At 38.1% G+C, this 15310-nt stretch carries 17 protein-coding genes; 5 read left to right on the top strand and 12 right to left on the bottom strand.

The genetic code is table 11. From position 1 onward, the window contains the following. Nucleotides 1-536: 536 nt before the first annotated feature. Nucleotides 537-758, bottom strand: coding sequence for a hypothetical protein (locus tag JOC34_RS20670; RefSeq protein WP_205138692.1), 222 nt, complete (start codon nucleotides 756-758; stop codon nucleotides 537-539). Nucleotides 759-1091: 333 nt separating this feature from the next. On the opposite strand from JOC34_RS20670, the gene pdaB reads away from it, so the two are divergent. After that, complete coding sequence (gene pdaB / locus JOC34_RS20665) at nucleotides 1092-1850, top strand: polysaccharide deacetylase family sporulation protein PdaB (protein ID WP_205138691.1); 759 nt, start codon at nucleotides 1092-1094, stop codon at nucleotides 1848-1850. A gap of 39 nt (nucleotides 1851-1889) precedes the next feature. Here the strand turns inward: pdaB and JOC34_RS20660 are convergent, their stop codons facing one another. Further along, entirely contained in the window at nucleotides 1890-2549 is a 660-nt protein-coding gene (locus JOC34_RS20660; protein ID WP_205138690.1) for a KinB-signaling pathway activation protein, read from the bottom strand. 161 nt (nucleotides 2550-2710) lie between these two features. Here JOC34_RS20660 and gerD point away from each other — a divergent pair, with 161 nt between their 5' ends. Then, nucleotides 2711-3355 carry a spore germination lipoprotein GerD gene (gene gerD, locus JOC34_RS20655; protein WP_205138689.1) on the top strand — a complete coding sequence of 215 codons (645 nt, stop codon included), beginning with the start codon at nucleotides 2711-2713 and terminating at the stop codon, nucleotides 3353-3355. Nucleotides 3356-3467: 112 nt separating this feature from the next. On the opposite strand, the gene JOC34_RS20650 is transcribed toward gerD, so the two are convergent. Both JOC34_RS20650 and cwlD read right to left on the bottom strand, forming a co-directional pair. After that, nucleotides 3468-4523, bottom strand: a complete 1056-nt coding sequence (locus tag JOC34_RS20650) for a P-loop NTPase (protein ID WP_205138695.1) — start codon at nucleotides 4521-4523, stop codon at nucleotides 3468-3470. Nucleotides 4524-4614: 91 nt separating this feature from the next. Further along, the gene (cwlD, locus tag JOC34_RS20645; RefSeq protein ID WP_205138688.1) at nucleotides 4615-5325 is read right to left on the bottom strand and encodes an N-acetylmuramoyl-L-alanine amidase CwlD; all 711 of its coding nucleotides are present in this window, start codon (nucleotides 5323-5325) and stop codon (nucleotides 4615-4617) included. Nucleotides 5326-5460: 135 nt separating this feature from the next. Between cwlD and JOC34_RS20640 the strand changes: the two genes are divergently transcribed. After that, nucleotides 5461-5910 (top strand): DUF948 domain-containing protein, encoded by a 450-nt coding sequence (locus tag JOC34_RS20640; protein ID WP_205138687.1) that lies wholly within the window; start codon nucleotides 5461-5463, stop codon nucleotides 5908-5910. Between the two features lie 30 nt (nucleotides 5911-5940). On the opposite strand, the gene JOC34_RS20635 is transcribed toward JOC34_RS20640, so the two are convergent. From JOC34_RS20635 to JOC34_RS20625, 3 genes are read right to left on the bottom strand one after another with little or no spacing between them, the layout of a single operon-like run. Beyond that, the gene (locus JOC34_RS20635) at nucleotides 5941-6162 is read right to left on the bottom strand and encodes a hypothetical protein (protein WP_205138685.1); all 222 of its coding nucleotides are present in this window, start codon (nucleotides 6160-6162) and stop codon (nucleotides 5941-5943) included. Then, nucleotides 6146-6610, bottom strand: a complete 465-nt coding sequence (locus tag JOC34_RS20630) for a DUF948 domain-containing protein (protein WP_205138684.1) — start codon at nucleotides 6608-6610, stop codon at nucleotides 6146-6148. The genes JOC34_RS20635 and JOC34_RS20630 overlap by 17 nt, the downstream gene beginning before the upstream one ends. 2 nt (nucleotides 6611-6612) lie before the next feature. Next, a complete protein-coding gene (locus JOC34_RS20625; RefSeq protein ID WP_205138683.1) occupies nucleotides 6613-7074 on the bottom strand; it encodes a DUF948 domain-containing protein in 462 nt (153 codons plus the stop codon). Nucleotides 7075-7271: 197 nt separating this feature from the next. Between JOC34_RS20625 and JOC34_RS20620 the strand changes: the two genes are divergently transcribed. After that, entirely contained in the window at nucleotides 7272-8123 is an 852-nt protein-coding gene (locus JOC34_RS20620) for a YihY/virulence factor BrkB family protein (RefSeq protein WP_205138682.1), read from the top strand. 34 nt (nucleotides 8124-8157) lie between these two features. On the opposite strand, the gene JOC34_RS20615 is transcribed toward JOC34_RS20620, so the two are convergent. The 3 genes from JOC34_RS20615 to JOC34_RS20605 form a co-directional block, all read right to left on the bottom strand. Further along, nucleotides 8158-9390 carry an efflux RND transporter periplasmic adaptor subunit gene (locus tag JOC34_RS20615; RefSeq protein ID WP_205138681.1) on the bottom strand — a complete coding sequence of 411 codons (1233 nt, stop codon included), beginning with the start codon at nucleotides 9388-9390 and terminating at the stop codon, nucleotides 8158-8160. Next, nucleotides 9387-10061, bottom strand: a complete 675-nt coding sequence (locus JOC34_RS20610; protein ID WP_205138680.1) for a hypothetical protein — start codon at nucleotides 10059-10061, stop codon at nucleotides 9387-9389. The genes JOC34_RS20615 and JOC34_RS20610 overlap by 4 nt, the downstream gene beginning before the upstream one ends. A gap of 139 nt (nucleotides 10062-10200) precedes the next feature. Beyond that, nucleotides 10201-11370 carry a GNAT family N-acetyltransferase gene (locus JOC34_RS20605; RefSeq protein WP_205138679.1) on the bottom strand — a complete coding sequence of 390 codons (1170 nt, stop codon included), beginning with the start codon at nucleotides 11368-11370 and terminating at the stop codon, nucleotides 10201-10203. Nucleotides 11371-11519: 149 nt separating this feature from the next. On the opposite strand from JOC34_RS20605, the gene JOC34_RS20600 reads away from it, so the two are divergent. Then, nucleotides 11520-12731, top strand: a complete 1212-nt coding sequence (locus JOC34_RS20600; RefSeq protein ID WP_205138678.1) for a helix-turn-helix domain-containing protein — start codon at nucleotides 11520-11522, stop codon at nucleotides 12729-12731. A gap of 77 nt (nucleotides 12732-12808) precedes the next feature. Here the strand turns inward: JOC34_RS20600 and JOC34_RS20595 are convergent, their stop codons facing one another. Beyond that, on the bottom strand, nucleotides 12809-14224 hold the full coding sequence (locus JOC34_RS20595) for an MFS transporter (RefSeq protein ID WP_205138677.1): 1416 nt from the start codon (nucleotides 14222-14224) through the stop codon (nucleotides 12809-12811). 457 nt (nucleotides 14225-14681) lie between these two features. Beyond that, nucleotides 14682-15305: an MFS transporter gene (locus tag JOC34_RS22080; RefSeq protein ID WP_275577727.1), complete on the bottom strand. Its 624-nt coding sequence runs from the start codon at nucleotides 15303-15305 to the stop codon at nucleotides 14682-14684. Between the last annotated feature and the right edge of the window lie 5 nt (nucleotides 15306-15310).

Genomic DNA, 15310 nt, shown 5'->3' with positions numbered 1-15310 from the left:
AAACTCTCCAAAAAAGTGTTTGAAATAGAATCGACACCAATCGACTCTATCAATTGTCTTAGCTTGTTACTTGTTCATCTAAAGGCAAGCCTTTAAATGTTCGAAAAACAGTCTCTGTTTTTCTTGACATACTGGTTGTTTTGTTCAGTTTTCAAGGAGCAATTTTTCTTATGTCGTTTTTGCGACAAGACTTAATTTATCATGGTTTCAAATAATTGTCAATAACCTTTTTGAAATATTTTTTTCTCTGTAAAAAACGAATTTCGGAAATGACAACAGAAATTAATATAGCATATTAATAATATAAGATCAATAGTAAAAACCATTTTTTTATCAAGAAATGACATTTCATGTTGAAACATCACGAAATCCCATCTCTGACCGGACTTTTTCATTCCCTAAAAAATGTCGAGTTCACTGGATCCATATGTTATAAGCACGAATATATTATATCACAAAAGAAAGACATTGTAAGCAAATCAGCAATGAAAAAACCTCTATAAAATACAAGCTATAGAGGTTTTTGCCGTCATAAGTTATTGATTTTCTTGTCTTTTCGGCATATATTTCATGCATTCCTGCTCACTTGCTACTCTTCGAAATAATTGGAAGAGCGTATAATACCTTTCACTCATTGCACGTTTTACCATCTGGTCTATTCTTGGATCTTCTAAATCCATCAAAAGCTCTTCCATCTCTCGTTTCAATAAGTACTCTATTTCACTTTGTTCCATTTCACTAATTAATAAACCCAACATAATTCTTCTTAAACCTCCTCAAACAAGCCAGTTATCCTTTTACCTGATTTTCTATAAAGTGAAACTTCATTCAGTGGGGGTTTTACTGCCCACCAAACTGCTATAAAGTGTTTCTTTTATACTTTATACCACAAATTACGAAAACTTTGGCGCATTTTGTCGGTTGTGCTCGTTTTTTTATTCTTACATTACTATACCCTGCATGACATGTTTTTCATCTTCTTCCATTCGTTTGATCACCAATTTCATTAGAGGTGAATAGCTTGTTCATAATTATCATTTCTATTCATAGACTTAACAAAGGCAAGCACACGACATAGGAGGGAAGAAGCTATGGAACATTTTTATGTATGGCGATTTAATAAAAGCAAGCGTTGGCTTGTTGTCGTAGCACTGGCATTGTTTACCGCTGCATTCGTATGGTTTGAGCAGGACGGAGCATTTTCAGTTTCTTCACAGGACAAGCCTGTCGCACTTACGAAAGGGGATGCCAATGAAACGGATATAGCCTTAACCTTTAATATCAGCTGGGGAGAAGAGAACGTTCTCGACGTCCTAGAGCAACTTGAAAAGAATCAGGTTCAGGCTACCTTTTTTGTTAGTGGCGAATGGGCAGAGCGACATCCAGATATTGTAGAAAAAATATCAGAGGGGAAACACGAACTTGGTATGCTAGGTTATCGTTATAAGAGCTACCTCGATCAAGACATAGAACAAGTAAGAAAAGATTTATTACACGCCCGGGAAGTTTTCAAAAAGATGGGTTACGAAGATATCAACCTTTTGCGAACACCCAGTGGTCATTTCAATAAAGAGATCATCGAACTGGCAGAAGAGTTAAATTACCAGGTTATTCATTACAACGTGGATACAAATGATTGGAAAAACCCGGGTACAGACTTCATTATCGATCAAGTCATGAAACAGACTGAAAATGGGGATATTATTTTACTGCATGCTTCCGATTCAGCAAAACAAACCTCAGATGCTTTGAAAAAGATTTTGCCTGGATTAAAAAATAAGGGATTCGATTTTATCTCCATCACTGAGATGGTTAATGCTGCGCACGCAAAAGCGAAGATGGTAGAATAAAAAAACCTCTGATCCTATTCGGGAATCAGAGGTAAGTTATTATGCTCTATTCATACCCGCCTTTTTCTTACGTGCGGGTTGTTTTGCTTCGGGCTGTTTTCCTTTTGCACTATCCTTTTTTGTTAGACGATGCAGTGCAAGCAACTGATAAGTATTACATGCAAGTAACGGAATGATCATCAACCACGCGTAATCCGTACCTTCCGTTTGCAATCCTGGTATCCATTCAAGTGTCGTCATGACTACCATTAAAAACAATGCCGGAGCAAATGCTGACCGATTGGTTTCCTGCGCCTTCACTTCCGAGATAAACCACCCGTAAGCAAGAATCGCAAAGGACATTAAAATATACCAAAAGATAGAAACCGTTCCTTGTGTTGCTTTATATGGAAAATATATTAAATCAAATACGACAAACGCAACAAGTACAATCTGTATGGTCGACCAATAGGAACGAAAAATACTTAAACCGAATCGATTAATAAACAAATAAGCAAAAAAGCCCGTTTGACTTATCATACTAAAAACAAAACCGATCCCTATAAAAAACACGACTAGACCGAGCAATTCCATAAAATCAAACGGACTTAAGATTAAGCTATATTCTTCTGCCTTCACAAAAAAGCTCGTTATTAGTCCTGCTATTCCCCCAATAATGAGGGTTGTAAAAAAGAAGTGCACCAATTTACGACTATTCAATCCGATTTCCTCCTACAAAATATCTTACTATACGACTCATATCCATTTCATTTGTGTTTAATCGTAGTTTATCACGTCGGCAGACTTTTTTCCTTAAAAAAGTGCATATTTCTTTAATCGAACATCCATATTAAAGGTGTAAAGGAAGGAGGATATCCTCAATGATACGCAATATCTTCATTTTAATTGCAGGAATTTCCATCATCATGATGAGTGCTTGTGATGGAGGGGATTCCTCCGCAAAAGAAGGCGAATATGATACAACAAAGAAAATGGTTGTTGACATATTGCAAACAGATGACGGACGCAGGGCACTTGCAGAAATAATGACTGACGATAAAATGAAGCAGGAGCTTGTGATTAATTCCGATGTTGTCAAACAATCGATCAATGATGCACTCACGTCCGAAAAAGGTGCCGAAATGTGGACCAAATTATTTAAGGATCCGAAATTTGTTGAAAGCTATGTTAAATCGATGTCAGATGAACAGAAAAAACTAATGAAAAATTTAATGAACGATGCAGAATTTCAAAAGCAAATGCTTGAACTACTGCAAAACCCGGAAATCACTGAACAAATGTTACAAGTATTAAAAGGTCAGCAATTTCGGGCCCATCTTGAGACAGCGATTCAGCAAACGATAGATACGCCTTTATTTCAGGCAAAAATTCAAGATATACTATTAAAGGCAGCTGATGAGGAGAATAAAAACGAATCGGCTAAAGATGAAGAGGGTGGCGAAAAAACAGAGCAAGATAAAAACGATGAAAACGATAAATCGTCAGACGCGGGGGGCGCGGGGTAATAAGAACAACTGGAAAAACGGCTAGAAAAACGTGTAAATGCTGAAGTTCACATCCGTATTAGATGATCAAAAAGGGTGCCCCACCTGCAAACGGGACACCCTCATCCATTCATTAATCTTCCATTTTCGATATAATTTTCGCTGCAACTTTGTGGTATTCTTTACCAAGTGGGTGATCCTCTTGATAAATAGATGGAGCAAAAACATCCTCTTCTTCATAAGGCTGTTGTAGCGGTAATTGTCCGAGTACTTTTGTTTGCAACACTTCGGCAAGTTTCTTTCCGCCACCTTGACCAAAAACATATTCCTTTTCACCCGTTGTTTTACTTTCAAAGTACGCCATGTTCTCTATGACACCCAAAATTTCATGCTCTGTTTTAATGGCCATTTGCCCAGCGCGTGCCGCAACAAATGCTGCTGTTGGATGTGGTGTGGTTACGATAATTTCTTTACTGGTAGGTAACAGTTCATGCACATCCATGGCAATATCACCGGTACCTGGTGGTAGATCAAGCAGTAGGTAATCTAAATCTCCCCACTCCACCTCTTTAAAGAAACTATTGATCATCTTCCCAAGCATAGGGCCACGCCAAATAATCGGCGAATTATCTTCAACAAAGAAGCCCATAGAGATCACTTTAATGCCAAATCGTTCCACTGGAATAATCTTCTCTGCACGCACTGCCGGTCGTTCCTCAATACCCATCATATCCGGAATACTGAATCCGTAAATATCTGCATCAATGATTCCAACCTTTTTGCCGATACGCATTAAGGACATGGCAAGGTTTACGGTTACAGTTGATTTACCAACACCACCCTTACCACTTGCGATCGTTACAAAGTGTGGATTCGATCCTCCCATTAAGGATGCTTCTTGTTCTTTCTCTACAGCTGGTTGATATTTTTGAATAACTTCATCCGGTAATTGTTCAAAACGAAGACCTACAGTTGCTGCACCGTTTTTCTTTAAAATACCGACAATTTCCTGCTGTAGCTGCATTTGTTCTGCCGTATTCGTTTTTCCAATACCAACCTTGACACTAATATGCTGTTTCTCTTCTTTCACTGTTACTTGTATAATGCCACCTGTTTCCTCAAGTGTTCTATGTAAAAATGGATCCTTCACCGGTTTTAATAACTGGGTAATTTCCTCTTCTGTTAACACCATCTGTCACCATCCCTATAAATAATATCCAACGCTAGTATAACATAGATTATCAAAAATCTAAGTGATATGAATCATAGGGACAGTCTCTTTATTCTGGATCTTCAGTCACGTAACGTAAAATACCTTCATAAATGCTGGCAGCCATTTGCCGTTGGTAATCTTCTCGCTTCAGTAGCTGTAGTTCCCTCTCATTGGACAGGAAACCTATTTCAACAAGCGCACCCGGAATTTCCGCATGCTTCAACAAATAGACACCATTAATAGCTAACGGAGAACGACTGCTATTTTCTAAGTTACGAATGATTTCACCCTGAATCATTTTCGCCATGTGCTTACTTTCATCGAACTTCGGATAATAAAAGGTTTGTGCGCCGCTCCAGCGACTGGAAGGGAGTGCATTTAAATGAACTGTTACAAAAAAGTCAGCTTCTTTATCATGAATAAAGGCGAGACGCTTACGAATGTCTTCTGATTTCCTGCGCGAAAGTCCTTTTGTATCTTCCGCCGCCAAATCCGTATCTTTTTCTCTTGTTAAATAAACAACAGCACCAGATTGCTGTAAATAATTTTGTAGCCGCTTCGCTACAATTAATGAAATATCCTTTTCCTGGGTCTTATCTTTCCCCACCGCGCCTCCATCAGGACCGCCATGTCCCGGGTCAATGACAATCGTTTTACCAGAAAGTGGCAATGACCATGTCTGCCATGTTGTTTCACTTGATTGAATAGGTAATCGAATGAGAATAATTAACACCAAAATTCCTATTCCCCAAAATGCAATCTTACCAAATCGTCTCATAGCACTCGCCCCTTATTGTATGCTTGCATTATTTTATGGGACAAGATGCAGATTTATGACTATACAAAATGGTTTAATTATTTCAGTGTCGTGGTATCATAAAGGAAATGTCTTTTGATAAAAGGAGGAATGGAGATGCTTTGGGTAGGAATCGGTTTAGTTATTATCGGTATTGCATTTTTCGGTCTCGTTATGCTTTTAGTTAAGCCGCTAAATAAACTGGCAGCCGTTTTCAGCAGTTTACAAGTAACGACAGATCAGCTGCCACAAAATATAAATGAGGTTATCACAGAAGTGACAGAGACCATTGGATCCGGTAAGGATACGCTTCATATGGTAAATGAACAATTGAAGGAATTAAGTCCAATGCTTCATATTATAGGAGATGCGGGCAGAGCAACGAATCACTTGTCATCATCAATGGTAGATGCGGTGATGCGGCTGGAAACAAGTACAACCGAGGCAAGCGAGTTTACACATCGGAATCGGCTGGAAGGTTTGTATGGTGCACTCACTTTAGGTTATTTTTTTTTTCAAAAAGGCAAAGAATTTTCTAATGAACGAAACATCGTGGATGAAAAATAAGCAAAGCGCGGGGATCACCTCGCGCTTTGCTTATTTCATTACTTTTGTTTGAATTTCATTTTTAATTAGATCCAGTTCGTTTGCCCGTTTTAAACCATCCTGATACAACTTCTGTTCCGCATTTTTAATCTTTTGAAACAGCGACTCATCATTCCCTTGCGCTTTGCTTTGAAAGTTTTTAACGAACCATCCAAAGGCAAGTGCTCCACCTACAATCGGAAGATAGCCAATTTTACTACGCTTCTTGTTCATCGGAAGTTACTCCTTCACGTTTTACCTGTTTCTGCTGTCTACGCTTTTGCAACCAGTAGTATCCTAAGGCAAACGAGCCATACAAGCCACCTAGATTATTCTTCTCTGTTACTTCTTTTGCCCCATCTGTTTTACTTTTAACCGACTGTGATACATCAACCAGTGACGAGGTAAACTTCCTGGTGACATTCCCAACATCTCCAACAATGTAAAACAATGGGCTTAGCTGTTCCATTTTGTCATTGACGTCCGCTAGGGATTTATTACCTTCCTCGATCAAGTTACCCGTTTCTTTAAAAATATCATCTAATTGGTCTGGTAAACGTTGCATCGATTTATCAATACCGCTAAGTACACCAGCCAAATTGTTCAAAACATGCCCAATAAAAAAAGCTAATATCACAAAAGCAATCCCAATCAGTAATACACCTATACCTACTAAAGTCATTCTTATCCCTCTTTCTCTGTTTGATTTACGTCTGTCCTGTTATTGGTTTTGGCAGGCTTATCCTTTTTCCATTTGGAATACAAATATAGCGCTGCCTCACTCCATTTCATACTTTCAACAAATGGTTTGGTTTTCTTCTGAAATTGTTCATCAGAAAGCTGTTTTGCACTGTGTGCATAAACCTGATTGAATGATTGTAAAGAAACTCCAGCATTTTCAATCGAATCAAAAACACTGTCTGTAGCTTTTAATTTATCATCTACATCATCAATAAGTTTATCCGTTTCACGAATCGTTTTAAGTAATTGCGGCGTTACATGCTGCATTTTTTTGCCTACTTCATCCAACGTTTCACCTAGGGTTCCCATCGTATTGGAAACACGCTTTAATACAAAACATATGTATATAACGACCATTGCAAATGCAATTGCACAAAATAATATACCGACATAAATAATTCCCATAGGATAAACCCTCCTTTATCTCCGCGATACCGCTAATATACTTGCCTTTACAGACGCGCGGTAAGTCCACCACCTTACCAAGTCTTCTCTATATGCATTATACCACTAGACATCATAAATAAAACGTGAAATGCATTGATTGAATACCCGCAAATAAGGGTATATAGATAAACACAACTCATCATGGAGGAAGTTACATGTCTAATATAATCAAGTATGCAAAGCGTTTTATGGCGAAGTTCAGTGGAGATAATGTCCCTTTGCTGGCTGCAGCACAGGCATATTATTATTTACTTTCCATTGTACCGCTGCTGATTGTCTGTTTCGCACTTATTCCTTATTTTCACATCGATTCGAATCAGGCAATAAGTTTTATAAGTGATTCGATTCCAGGCGAAATGGCGTCTATTCTGAAAGACAATATTATCAATCTCGTGGAAACACCACGTGGTGGCTTACTAACTGTTGGTATCATCGGTGCATTGTGGTCGGCATCGAATGCGATTAACGCCTTCGTTAAATCATCCAATCAAGCCTATGGCGTTGAAGAAACACGTCCATTTATCCTTGTTCGTTTACTTGGACTAGGTTTAACACTTGGCATGATTGTCGCGTTAGTCGTAGCAATTATTCTACCTGTATTTGGTGATGTTATCCTAGAATTTCTACAAGCTCATCTCGGATTCAGTGGTGCCTTCGCCATTTTATTCCAGGTTCTGCGTTGGGTACTCAGTCTTGTTATACTATCAACACTATTGATGATGCTTTATCGACTGGCACCAAATAAAAGAATGCCATTAAAGCACATTATTCCTGGTGCATTAACTGCCGCTATTTTGTGGCAGCTCATTTCACTTGGCTTTTCCTTTTATGTAAGTAACTTCGGCAATTACACAGCAACTTATGGAAGCCTCGGCGGGATTATTGTATTAATGATCTGGTTCTTCCTGACGGGGATGATCTTAATGATTGGCGCAATCGTCAACGTATTATATCATGAAGATCATAAAGAAGCAGACACAGAACAAATCAAAGCATCTAATATGTAATTATAGAGAGGGTGTCTGGACGGACACCCTTTTCTTATCTAGATAAAATTCCTGTAACAATATTTTTCCCCTTATTTTCATCCTTGTTTAATTGCTTCCACGGAATATCCCTCAGCTTGATCGGCGTAATAAATGCTGCACCCGATCGATATTGGCTTTTTTGATCTCCGGCAACCCATTCCCCCTGCTCAACACCAGTTGTAATTTCGTGCCGCTTATCCATATATATGCCTGTTTTAATTGGCTGCTTTATGACTTCTCCCGTTGTCGTCATTTTCCATACAGCACCATTGAAAATAACATCTTCATAAAGAACGGTAGCATCTGGTGAGTCCTCCATTGTTATCGCAACATCTGCATGATAACCTGGTAACATCTCTTCCAGCCCGGCATCATCCTCAAAGACTACCTGAAACGGATAAACACTTTCCCCTTCAATATTTAAAGTTTCAGGTGTTTCACTGATTTCACCGACTTCTCCTTCGAGCAATGTTTTCTTTTCCTTAATCATCACTTCGACAGGTAGACCTTGTTCTATTTTCGTTCGCTCTGCCTCGCTAAATGTACCTTCCACCTGTAATCCCTTTTGTTCAATCGTTACAATTGGATCGGCGAGTGTCGTTTTAATTGACTTGATTCTACCCTCAAAGGGGCTGTCAACGATAACAGTATCACCACTTGATTGCAGCGTATCCAATTGGGACTGGGCACTTTCCAACTCTGCTTGCTTTTGTCCGAGTTCTTTTTCCTTTTCCGCAATATACTGTTCAATGATTACGGCTGCTTCGGTCGTGTCCTCCGGAAGTTCAACATTTATCTCGTCTTCCGTTATTTGTACCGTTTTAGCATCATCTATAGAAGCGTCTGGAAGTTGATACTGCTGCATCTTGGTTAGCGCCGTTTCAATTGCAGTTACTTCTCCTTGCAGTTTCTGTACGTCATTACTTAATTTGATTTCCGACTCATAAAAGCTGTCTACTTTATAGGAATATAACGGATCACCCGGACTCACGTCATCCCCCTCTTCCGTTAGGAATTCCTGGAATTGCCCAAGGCTTTTATCAAAATAAACATATTCCTCTCCAGCAGAAGCCATCACCCCCGGTGTATGTAACTGTTCCTTCATATCGTATTGAATGGCTTCTGACCAATCGTAAATATAAGCTTTTCTTTCCACCTTATCTTCTCGATCAAAATACACCAACATAAAATTAACGGCAATAAATAGGACGACACTTACTTGAATTATTCTAATCCTTCGCTTCATCCAAACCACCCACTAACGATATATGTATCAGCAAATGCAATGAGTGCTGTCAAGGCCCACCCTAAAATGTGCAAAAGTATAACATTGAACCATATCCAACGCTTTCTCATCGGGACAAGTGAAGTAATAAATTTCACCTGAAACCAGATAATCCATAATTGAAAAAGGGATATCGCGCCCAAAAAATAAATGACCCATGATACATCTGTTATATAAGAAGTAATAATACCCAATGATAGTGGTGATACATACCAATCCAGACCAATTAATAACATAAGCGGAACCCATATGACTCGCTCTATCAGCATAACGACAAGTACGACTTGCTGCATGATTAACAATTTCTGATAAGGAATTTCCGTTAAAAGGTAAAAAAGTAAAGTAGGCAAAAATATTACTAGCGCCGCAAATAAAACAGCGTAGATCACCCGTCCAAACAGAAACCAAATTTTAGCGGACTCATATGCTTCAGGTGTTAACCCTACAGCCCCCCGCGAAACAAGGTCAGAACCGATACCCAGATACGCCATCCATATATAAACGACCACACTAACCAAAGTCAGCAAAACACTTACCTTCCAAAGATGGTTGACCTTCTCTGCCTTACGTATTCGAAAAACATGATCATCCATGTTGAAGAAAAATTTAAATAGATTAATAGTATATGTCATTTAGTCCATTCCTTTTCTGTCTGCGAATTCTGTAAGATTTCCCAAAAGTTTACATGTTACATCAATTTTACCGTATATTCCGATAAAATTCTATTGTTTTCGAATATTTCTAACTGAAAAGGACAAACAACCTGTTTTCTTAATAAAAATCCGACAAAAAGGTTTGCTGCTTTGGTATTAGCTTTTCTAAAAGCTCTACTTCCTGTTTCTCTCCACGGATAAGGCCGACTTGGAATAGGTCCATTGGTCGTTTGTAACCAAGCAGCATCACTGTCAACTGCTGCACACTGCAGCGAATCCCATTTTCCTGTTCTTTCATATATAGTACTTTGATGTCGCCAGCTACCTTTTCCAATTTATAAGTACCATTATTTATCGGGAAAAATTCATCTTCTACATAAAGTTGAAGCGGCTCTAATAAAACATCGCTTTCCAATTCAAATAGATAGTTTTCCAAGAATCGCCCGACATCGACAATGCGTGCCATAAAATATGGTTCCTTCTTTTGAGCAAATACGGGGTCATCCACTAATAACGGCAAGTTATCATTCTCCGGTACAGTCATACGGGCCTCCTTTGCCATGGAATCATGATTGGCGATAAACTGAAGCAACAGTTTCCTACCATTCAAATTTCGGTGCGCCATTTCCTTTACGCGGAATATATTTTCTTTCACCTCATAAAGCATATATCCTTCCGGCTGTTGTTCCTTATTAAAAGCAACCGCGATATGGCACTTATCCTTTAAGACACGCTGCTCCCACCATTTTTCATCCCGGACAATCATACCTGTAAAACCTTTCGCATAATCTATATAGATTTCATCCAGCAACGTTACATCCGGCTTTATCCGCTTTATGAATCCTTCGCCTTTCCAGTCTTTTTTCAGTTTCTCCATTGGAATCGTATAATACTGATTCATAAACGTAAGTTCCCATCCATATTGGCGATAAAAGGGCACAGAGAAAGGATGAAGCAAAGATATTGTTTGACCCTGTTCTTTCATATCGTTTAAAGCATGTTTGAGTAAATGTTTGACCATCCCTTGTCTGCGATATTCCGGCCAGGTTGCAACAGAACTAATGCCGCCCATTTCAAACTGACGCCCATTCAAATAAATAGAAAGCGGAATCAGATGCAATTTCGCAGCGATCTGATCGTCTACCATCCAGCCCCAAATCTTATGTCGTGCCGCTTCTGCCCTCTTTTTTAATAATTCAGCTTCCGAAAGCTCATATTGGAAGGCAAATTGTGATAAAGCAAATATGTCGGTATAATTTGTCTCATTTAGTCGTTTGATTTGTTTCAATGAAAACCACTCCAATCTATCCCCATCATACCAAAAATACCGCTTACTTTACATTTGCAATCGCTTTTCTAACTCTATTATAATAGAAATAGTATTTTCATTAGGACAAATCTTGCAATTTCAGTAAATAAATCAGGGGTGAATCAACGTTGGATCAAACAGCAGTTATCTCCGCAGCTTTGAAAATAAGTCATGTAACAGATCTAAACACATATGTATTAGGTCAAGATGGGAAGTTTATCTTTCATCATGAAGAAATAACGATACCCGCTTTTATGCCAGGTGGAAAAGAAGGGGATTTATTGTACTTTAATGAGGAAATGAACAAACACCAAAATACATTACTTGCTTATACCAATGAATGGGGGCTGCAATTCCTCGGCTATACACCTTCAAATGAAGCTAAATATACTGTCATTATCGGACCTTTTTTTGAACATACACCACATTTATTTGAAATATCCAAAAGGTACAACCTCAGCCACAATGAACGTGAAGATTTAAGCGTTTTCTGTAATTATATTCACATCCTAAACATTGAAAAGACAAATAGTTTCGCGAGTGTCCTACAGCAATTCAATAGGTTAATGGACACTGAAACAATACCAGTAAGCATTACAGCAGATAGTAACGATGTCAAGGATAAACCCAGTCCTAAAAAGGAGCAATCGGATAAAGAAGTTGAAATAGTAAAAATGAGATATGAGATTGAAGCAGATATGTTGCATGCCGTCAAACAAGGGCAGAAGGCGAAAGCGCTAGAACTATCGAAATCTAATGATATACTGTTCTCCTTTTCTGACCGGTTCCCCAATCAACCATTACGAAGAGTTAAAAACCTGGCGATTGTATTAAACACACTGCTACGTTCTGTTGCTGTGAACAGCAGCGTTCCGGCAATTCTTATCCATCGCGTTTCTAATAAATTTGCCAATGAAATAGAGTACACAAATAACTTGTCGAAATTACAGCAATTATATAGTGATATGATTATCGCATATACCGATCTTATTCTATCAAATAATCTGGCGAATTATTCTAAGATTACGCGTACTGCCATCGAATATCTTATTAGCTTCTATGATAGACAAATTGATAAAGATAAAATTGCTTCTCTCTGTTTCACGCATCCCAGTCACCTGTCTCGAAAGTTTAAACAAGAAACAAATATGACGATAACAGGTTATCAGCAAATGATCAGGATCAATCAGGCGAAACATTTATTAATTAATGAAGCGATTTCCATTGAGGAGATCGCCTGGAATGTTGGTTATGAAGATGCCTCGTATTTCACAAGAATTTTTAAAAAGGAGACCGGATATACGCCAACGGAATATAGAGAAAAGAACGAACTTGAATAATGCTGAAATCACATCTGTAAAGAAAAGGAAAGCCTCTTGAATCCCAGCTTTCCCTTGCGTTTTCTTTTATTATTCAATTACTTCTTTGCTTCTCTATTTTCTCCTAAATCAACCGCAAGCTGATTCGTACGTTTTTTATTCAATGGATACAAGAACACTAAGACAAGGAATCCCAATAAATAGAGTAACCCTGGTACCAAAGTGGCCAATGAATAAATGCCATCAAGTACTTCCTGTGACTGTGCTGGCTTTGTTGCATCATATCCTACTGCTGCAATTGCAAAACCAGCAAGTCCACCAGCAAGGGCCTGACCGAGTTTTCGGCCAAATGAATAAAGCGAGTAAACCGTTCCATCTTCTCTCATCCCAGTTATAAACTCATGATAATCCGTAACATCTGTCACGAATGCCCATATGATCAGATTGAATAGGTTCATTCCAAACATGCCTACTGCTGTTAATATAATAAATAGGGTTACAGAAACGTCTGGTAACATGTATAAAGATAAATAGGCAAGTGCTGCAATTAGCATCCCGGCTGATCCAACTTCTTTTTTACCAAACCTTCCTACCAATGGCGCAATCAGTGGCATGCCGAGAAATACGGTAGCGGTTTGGATAAACCCAACAATACTCAACGCAGCTGTATTACCAAAGTAATTTTTAAACAAATAAACGTTTACAGATCCAACCATCAGCATTGTGCCAAGAAAGATTAATGAGATAACCAGCAACCAAATCAATGCTTTGTTTTTCGCAAGTCCTTTGACAGTTCTTTTAAAGTCACCTTTTTGGCTTACTTTTTCCGGTTCAACAATTCGTTCCGTTGTTAACTTGACACATGCCATGTAGCATGCAAGGGACAAAACACCAAATATAATTGCTGCTAAGAAAAAGCGATTGGGGCTCGCTACATTATTTTGAAATAAAATCAGCGGTCCGCCGACATTGATAATTAAAGCAGCCATTGACCCTCCCATTGTTCTCCACGTAGATAAAGCGGTACGTTCTATCGGGTCACCAGAAATAACAGATGCCATGGAACCATAAGGGATATTAACTGTAGAGTACAAAGTACCCCATAACAAATACATTACAAAAGCCCATGCCACATAAAATCCATCTGTCATTCCAGGAATTTTAACGAACATTAGTATACCTGAAATAACAAGTGGAAATGACATACGGAAAATCCACGGTGTAAATTTACCATGTGTTGTATTTTTTCTAGCATCAATGAATCGACCCCATAGCATATCGGCAAAAGCATCCCATATTCTGGCAATCATGAATAATACCCCAACCATGGCAGCACTAATATGCAAGATGTCTGTATAATAGACCATTAAATAGGAACTTACCAATATAAAAAAGAAATCGTTTCCAAGATCACCAAATAAATAGCCAAATTTATCTTTTAATCCAAAAGGGGGCACCGTCTTTGTTGTATTCTCTACATAATCTGATTGTAATTCTTCATGTGCTAAACCCATTTTAATTCCTCCCATTTTTTTAAAACTATGTATCCTGGATGATAACCTTTTCATAAGTAATTGCAGCATCACCACGATAACTTGATACAAGCTATTTCATTATGTTTGCGGTCTGCAACAATGTTGATCATTTATCTTTCTTAAGATATATTTTTTTGATAAGTTTGTCTCTTTAGCGCTTTCAAATATACTTATTTCTTATAAATAAATGTCGTTATTCAGTTAATTTGTTTGGCAAACAAATTAACTAATGCTGGATCCAAATCTTTTCAATGCGATAGCACTTCCTTTAATATTGAAAGCGTTTATATTATCATTATAATGATATATCTAATTATTTAATAGGACAAAAGTAGCATAAACAGGATTAATTTATTCATTTTTTAAAAAAGGAACTACCCCGTTTAATTTACCGAGATAATCTCCACTTTTTAACAAGCAATTCTATCCATTATGATTATTGATTTGCTTCCCTATTCTTTTCTAAATCAATCACGAGTTGGTTTGTTCGTTTTTTATTTAATGGATAAAAAAACGCTAAAACGAAGAATCCCAGTAAAAACAATAGCCCTGGTATCAAGGTCGCCAGTGAGTATATGCCATCAAGCACATCTTGTGATTGTGTTCCCTTTGTAACATCGTACCCCACCGCCGTTATTGCAAAACCAGCGAGTCCACCGGCAAGCGCTTGACCGATTTTTCGTGAAAAAGAATAAATAGAGTAAACTGTCCCATCTTCACGCATGCCGGTTAAATATTCATGATAATCGGTTACATCTGTTACAAATGCCCAAGTGATCATGTTGAATATATTCATTCCAAACATACCCACCACTGTTAAAGATACAAATAAGGTTACTGAGACACCCGGTAAAACATATAAAGATAAATAGGCAACGGCTGCAATTAGTAGTCCAGCTGAACCTATTTCTTTTTTACCAAATCTAGCAACGGCTGGTTCAATGATTGGCATCGCAATAAATACGGTAGCAGTTTGAATAAATCCGACAATACTCAGTGCAGCTGTAGTACCAAAGTAATTTTTAAACAAATAAACATTTACAACACCAATCATCAACATGGTCG

Origin of the sequence: Virgibacillus halotolerans (genome assembly GCF_016908515.1) — a bacterium.
GTDB classification, from domain to species: domain Bacteria; phylum Bacillota; class Bacilli; order Bacillales; family Amphibacillaceae; genus Virgibacillus_M; species Virgibacillus_M halotolerans.
The sequence above is the reverse complement of the archived record's forward strand: the minus strand, read 5'-3'. Positions and strand labels throughout refer to the sequence as shown.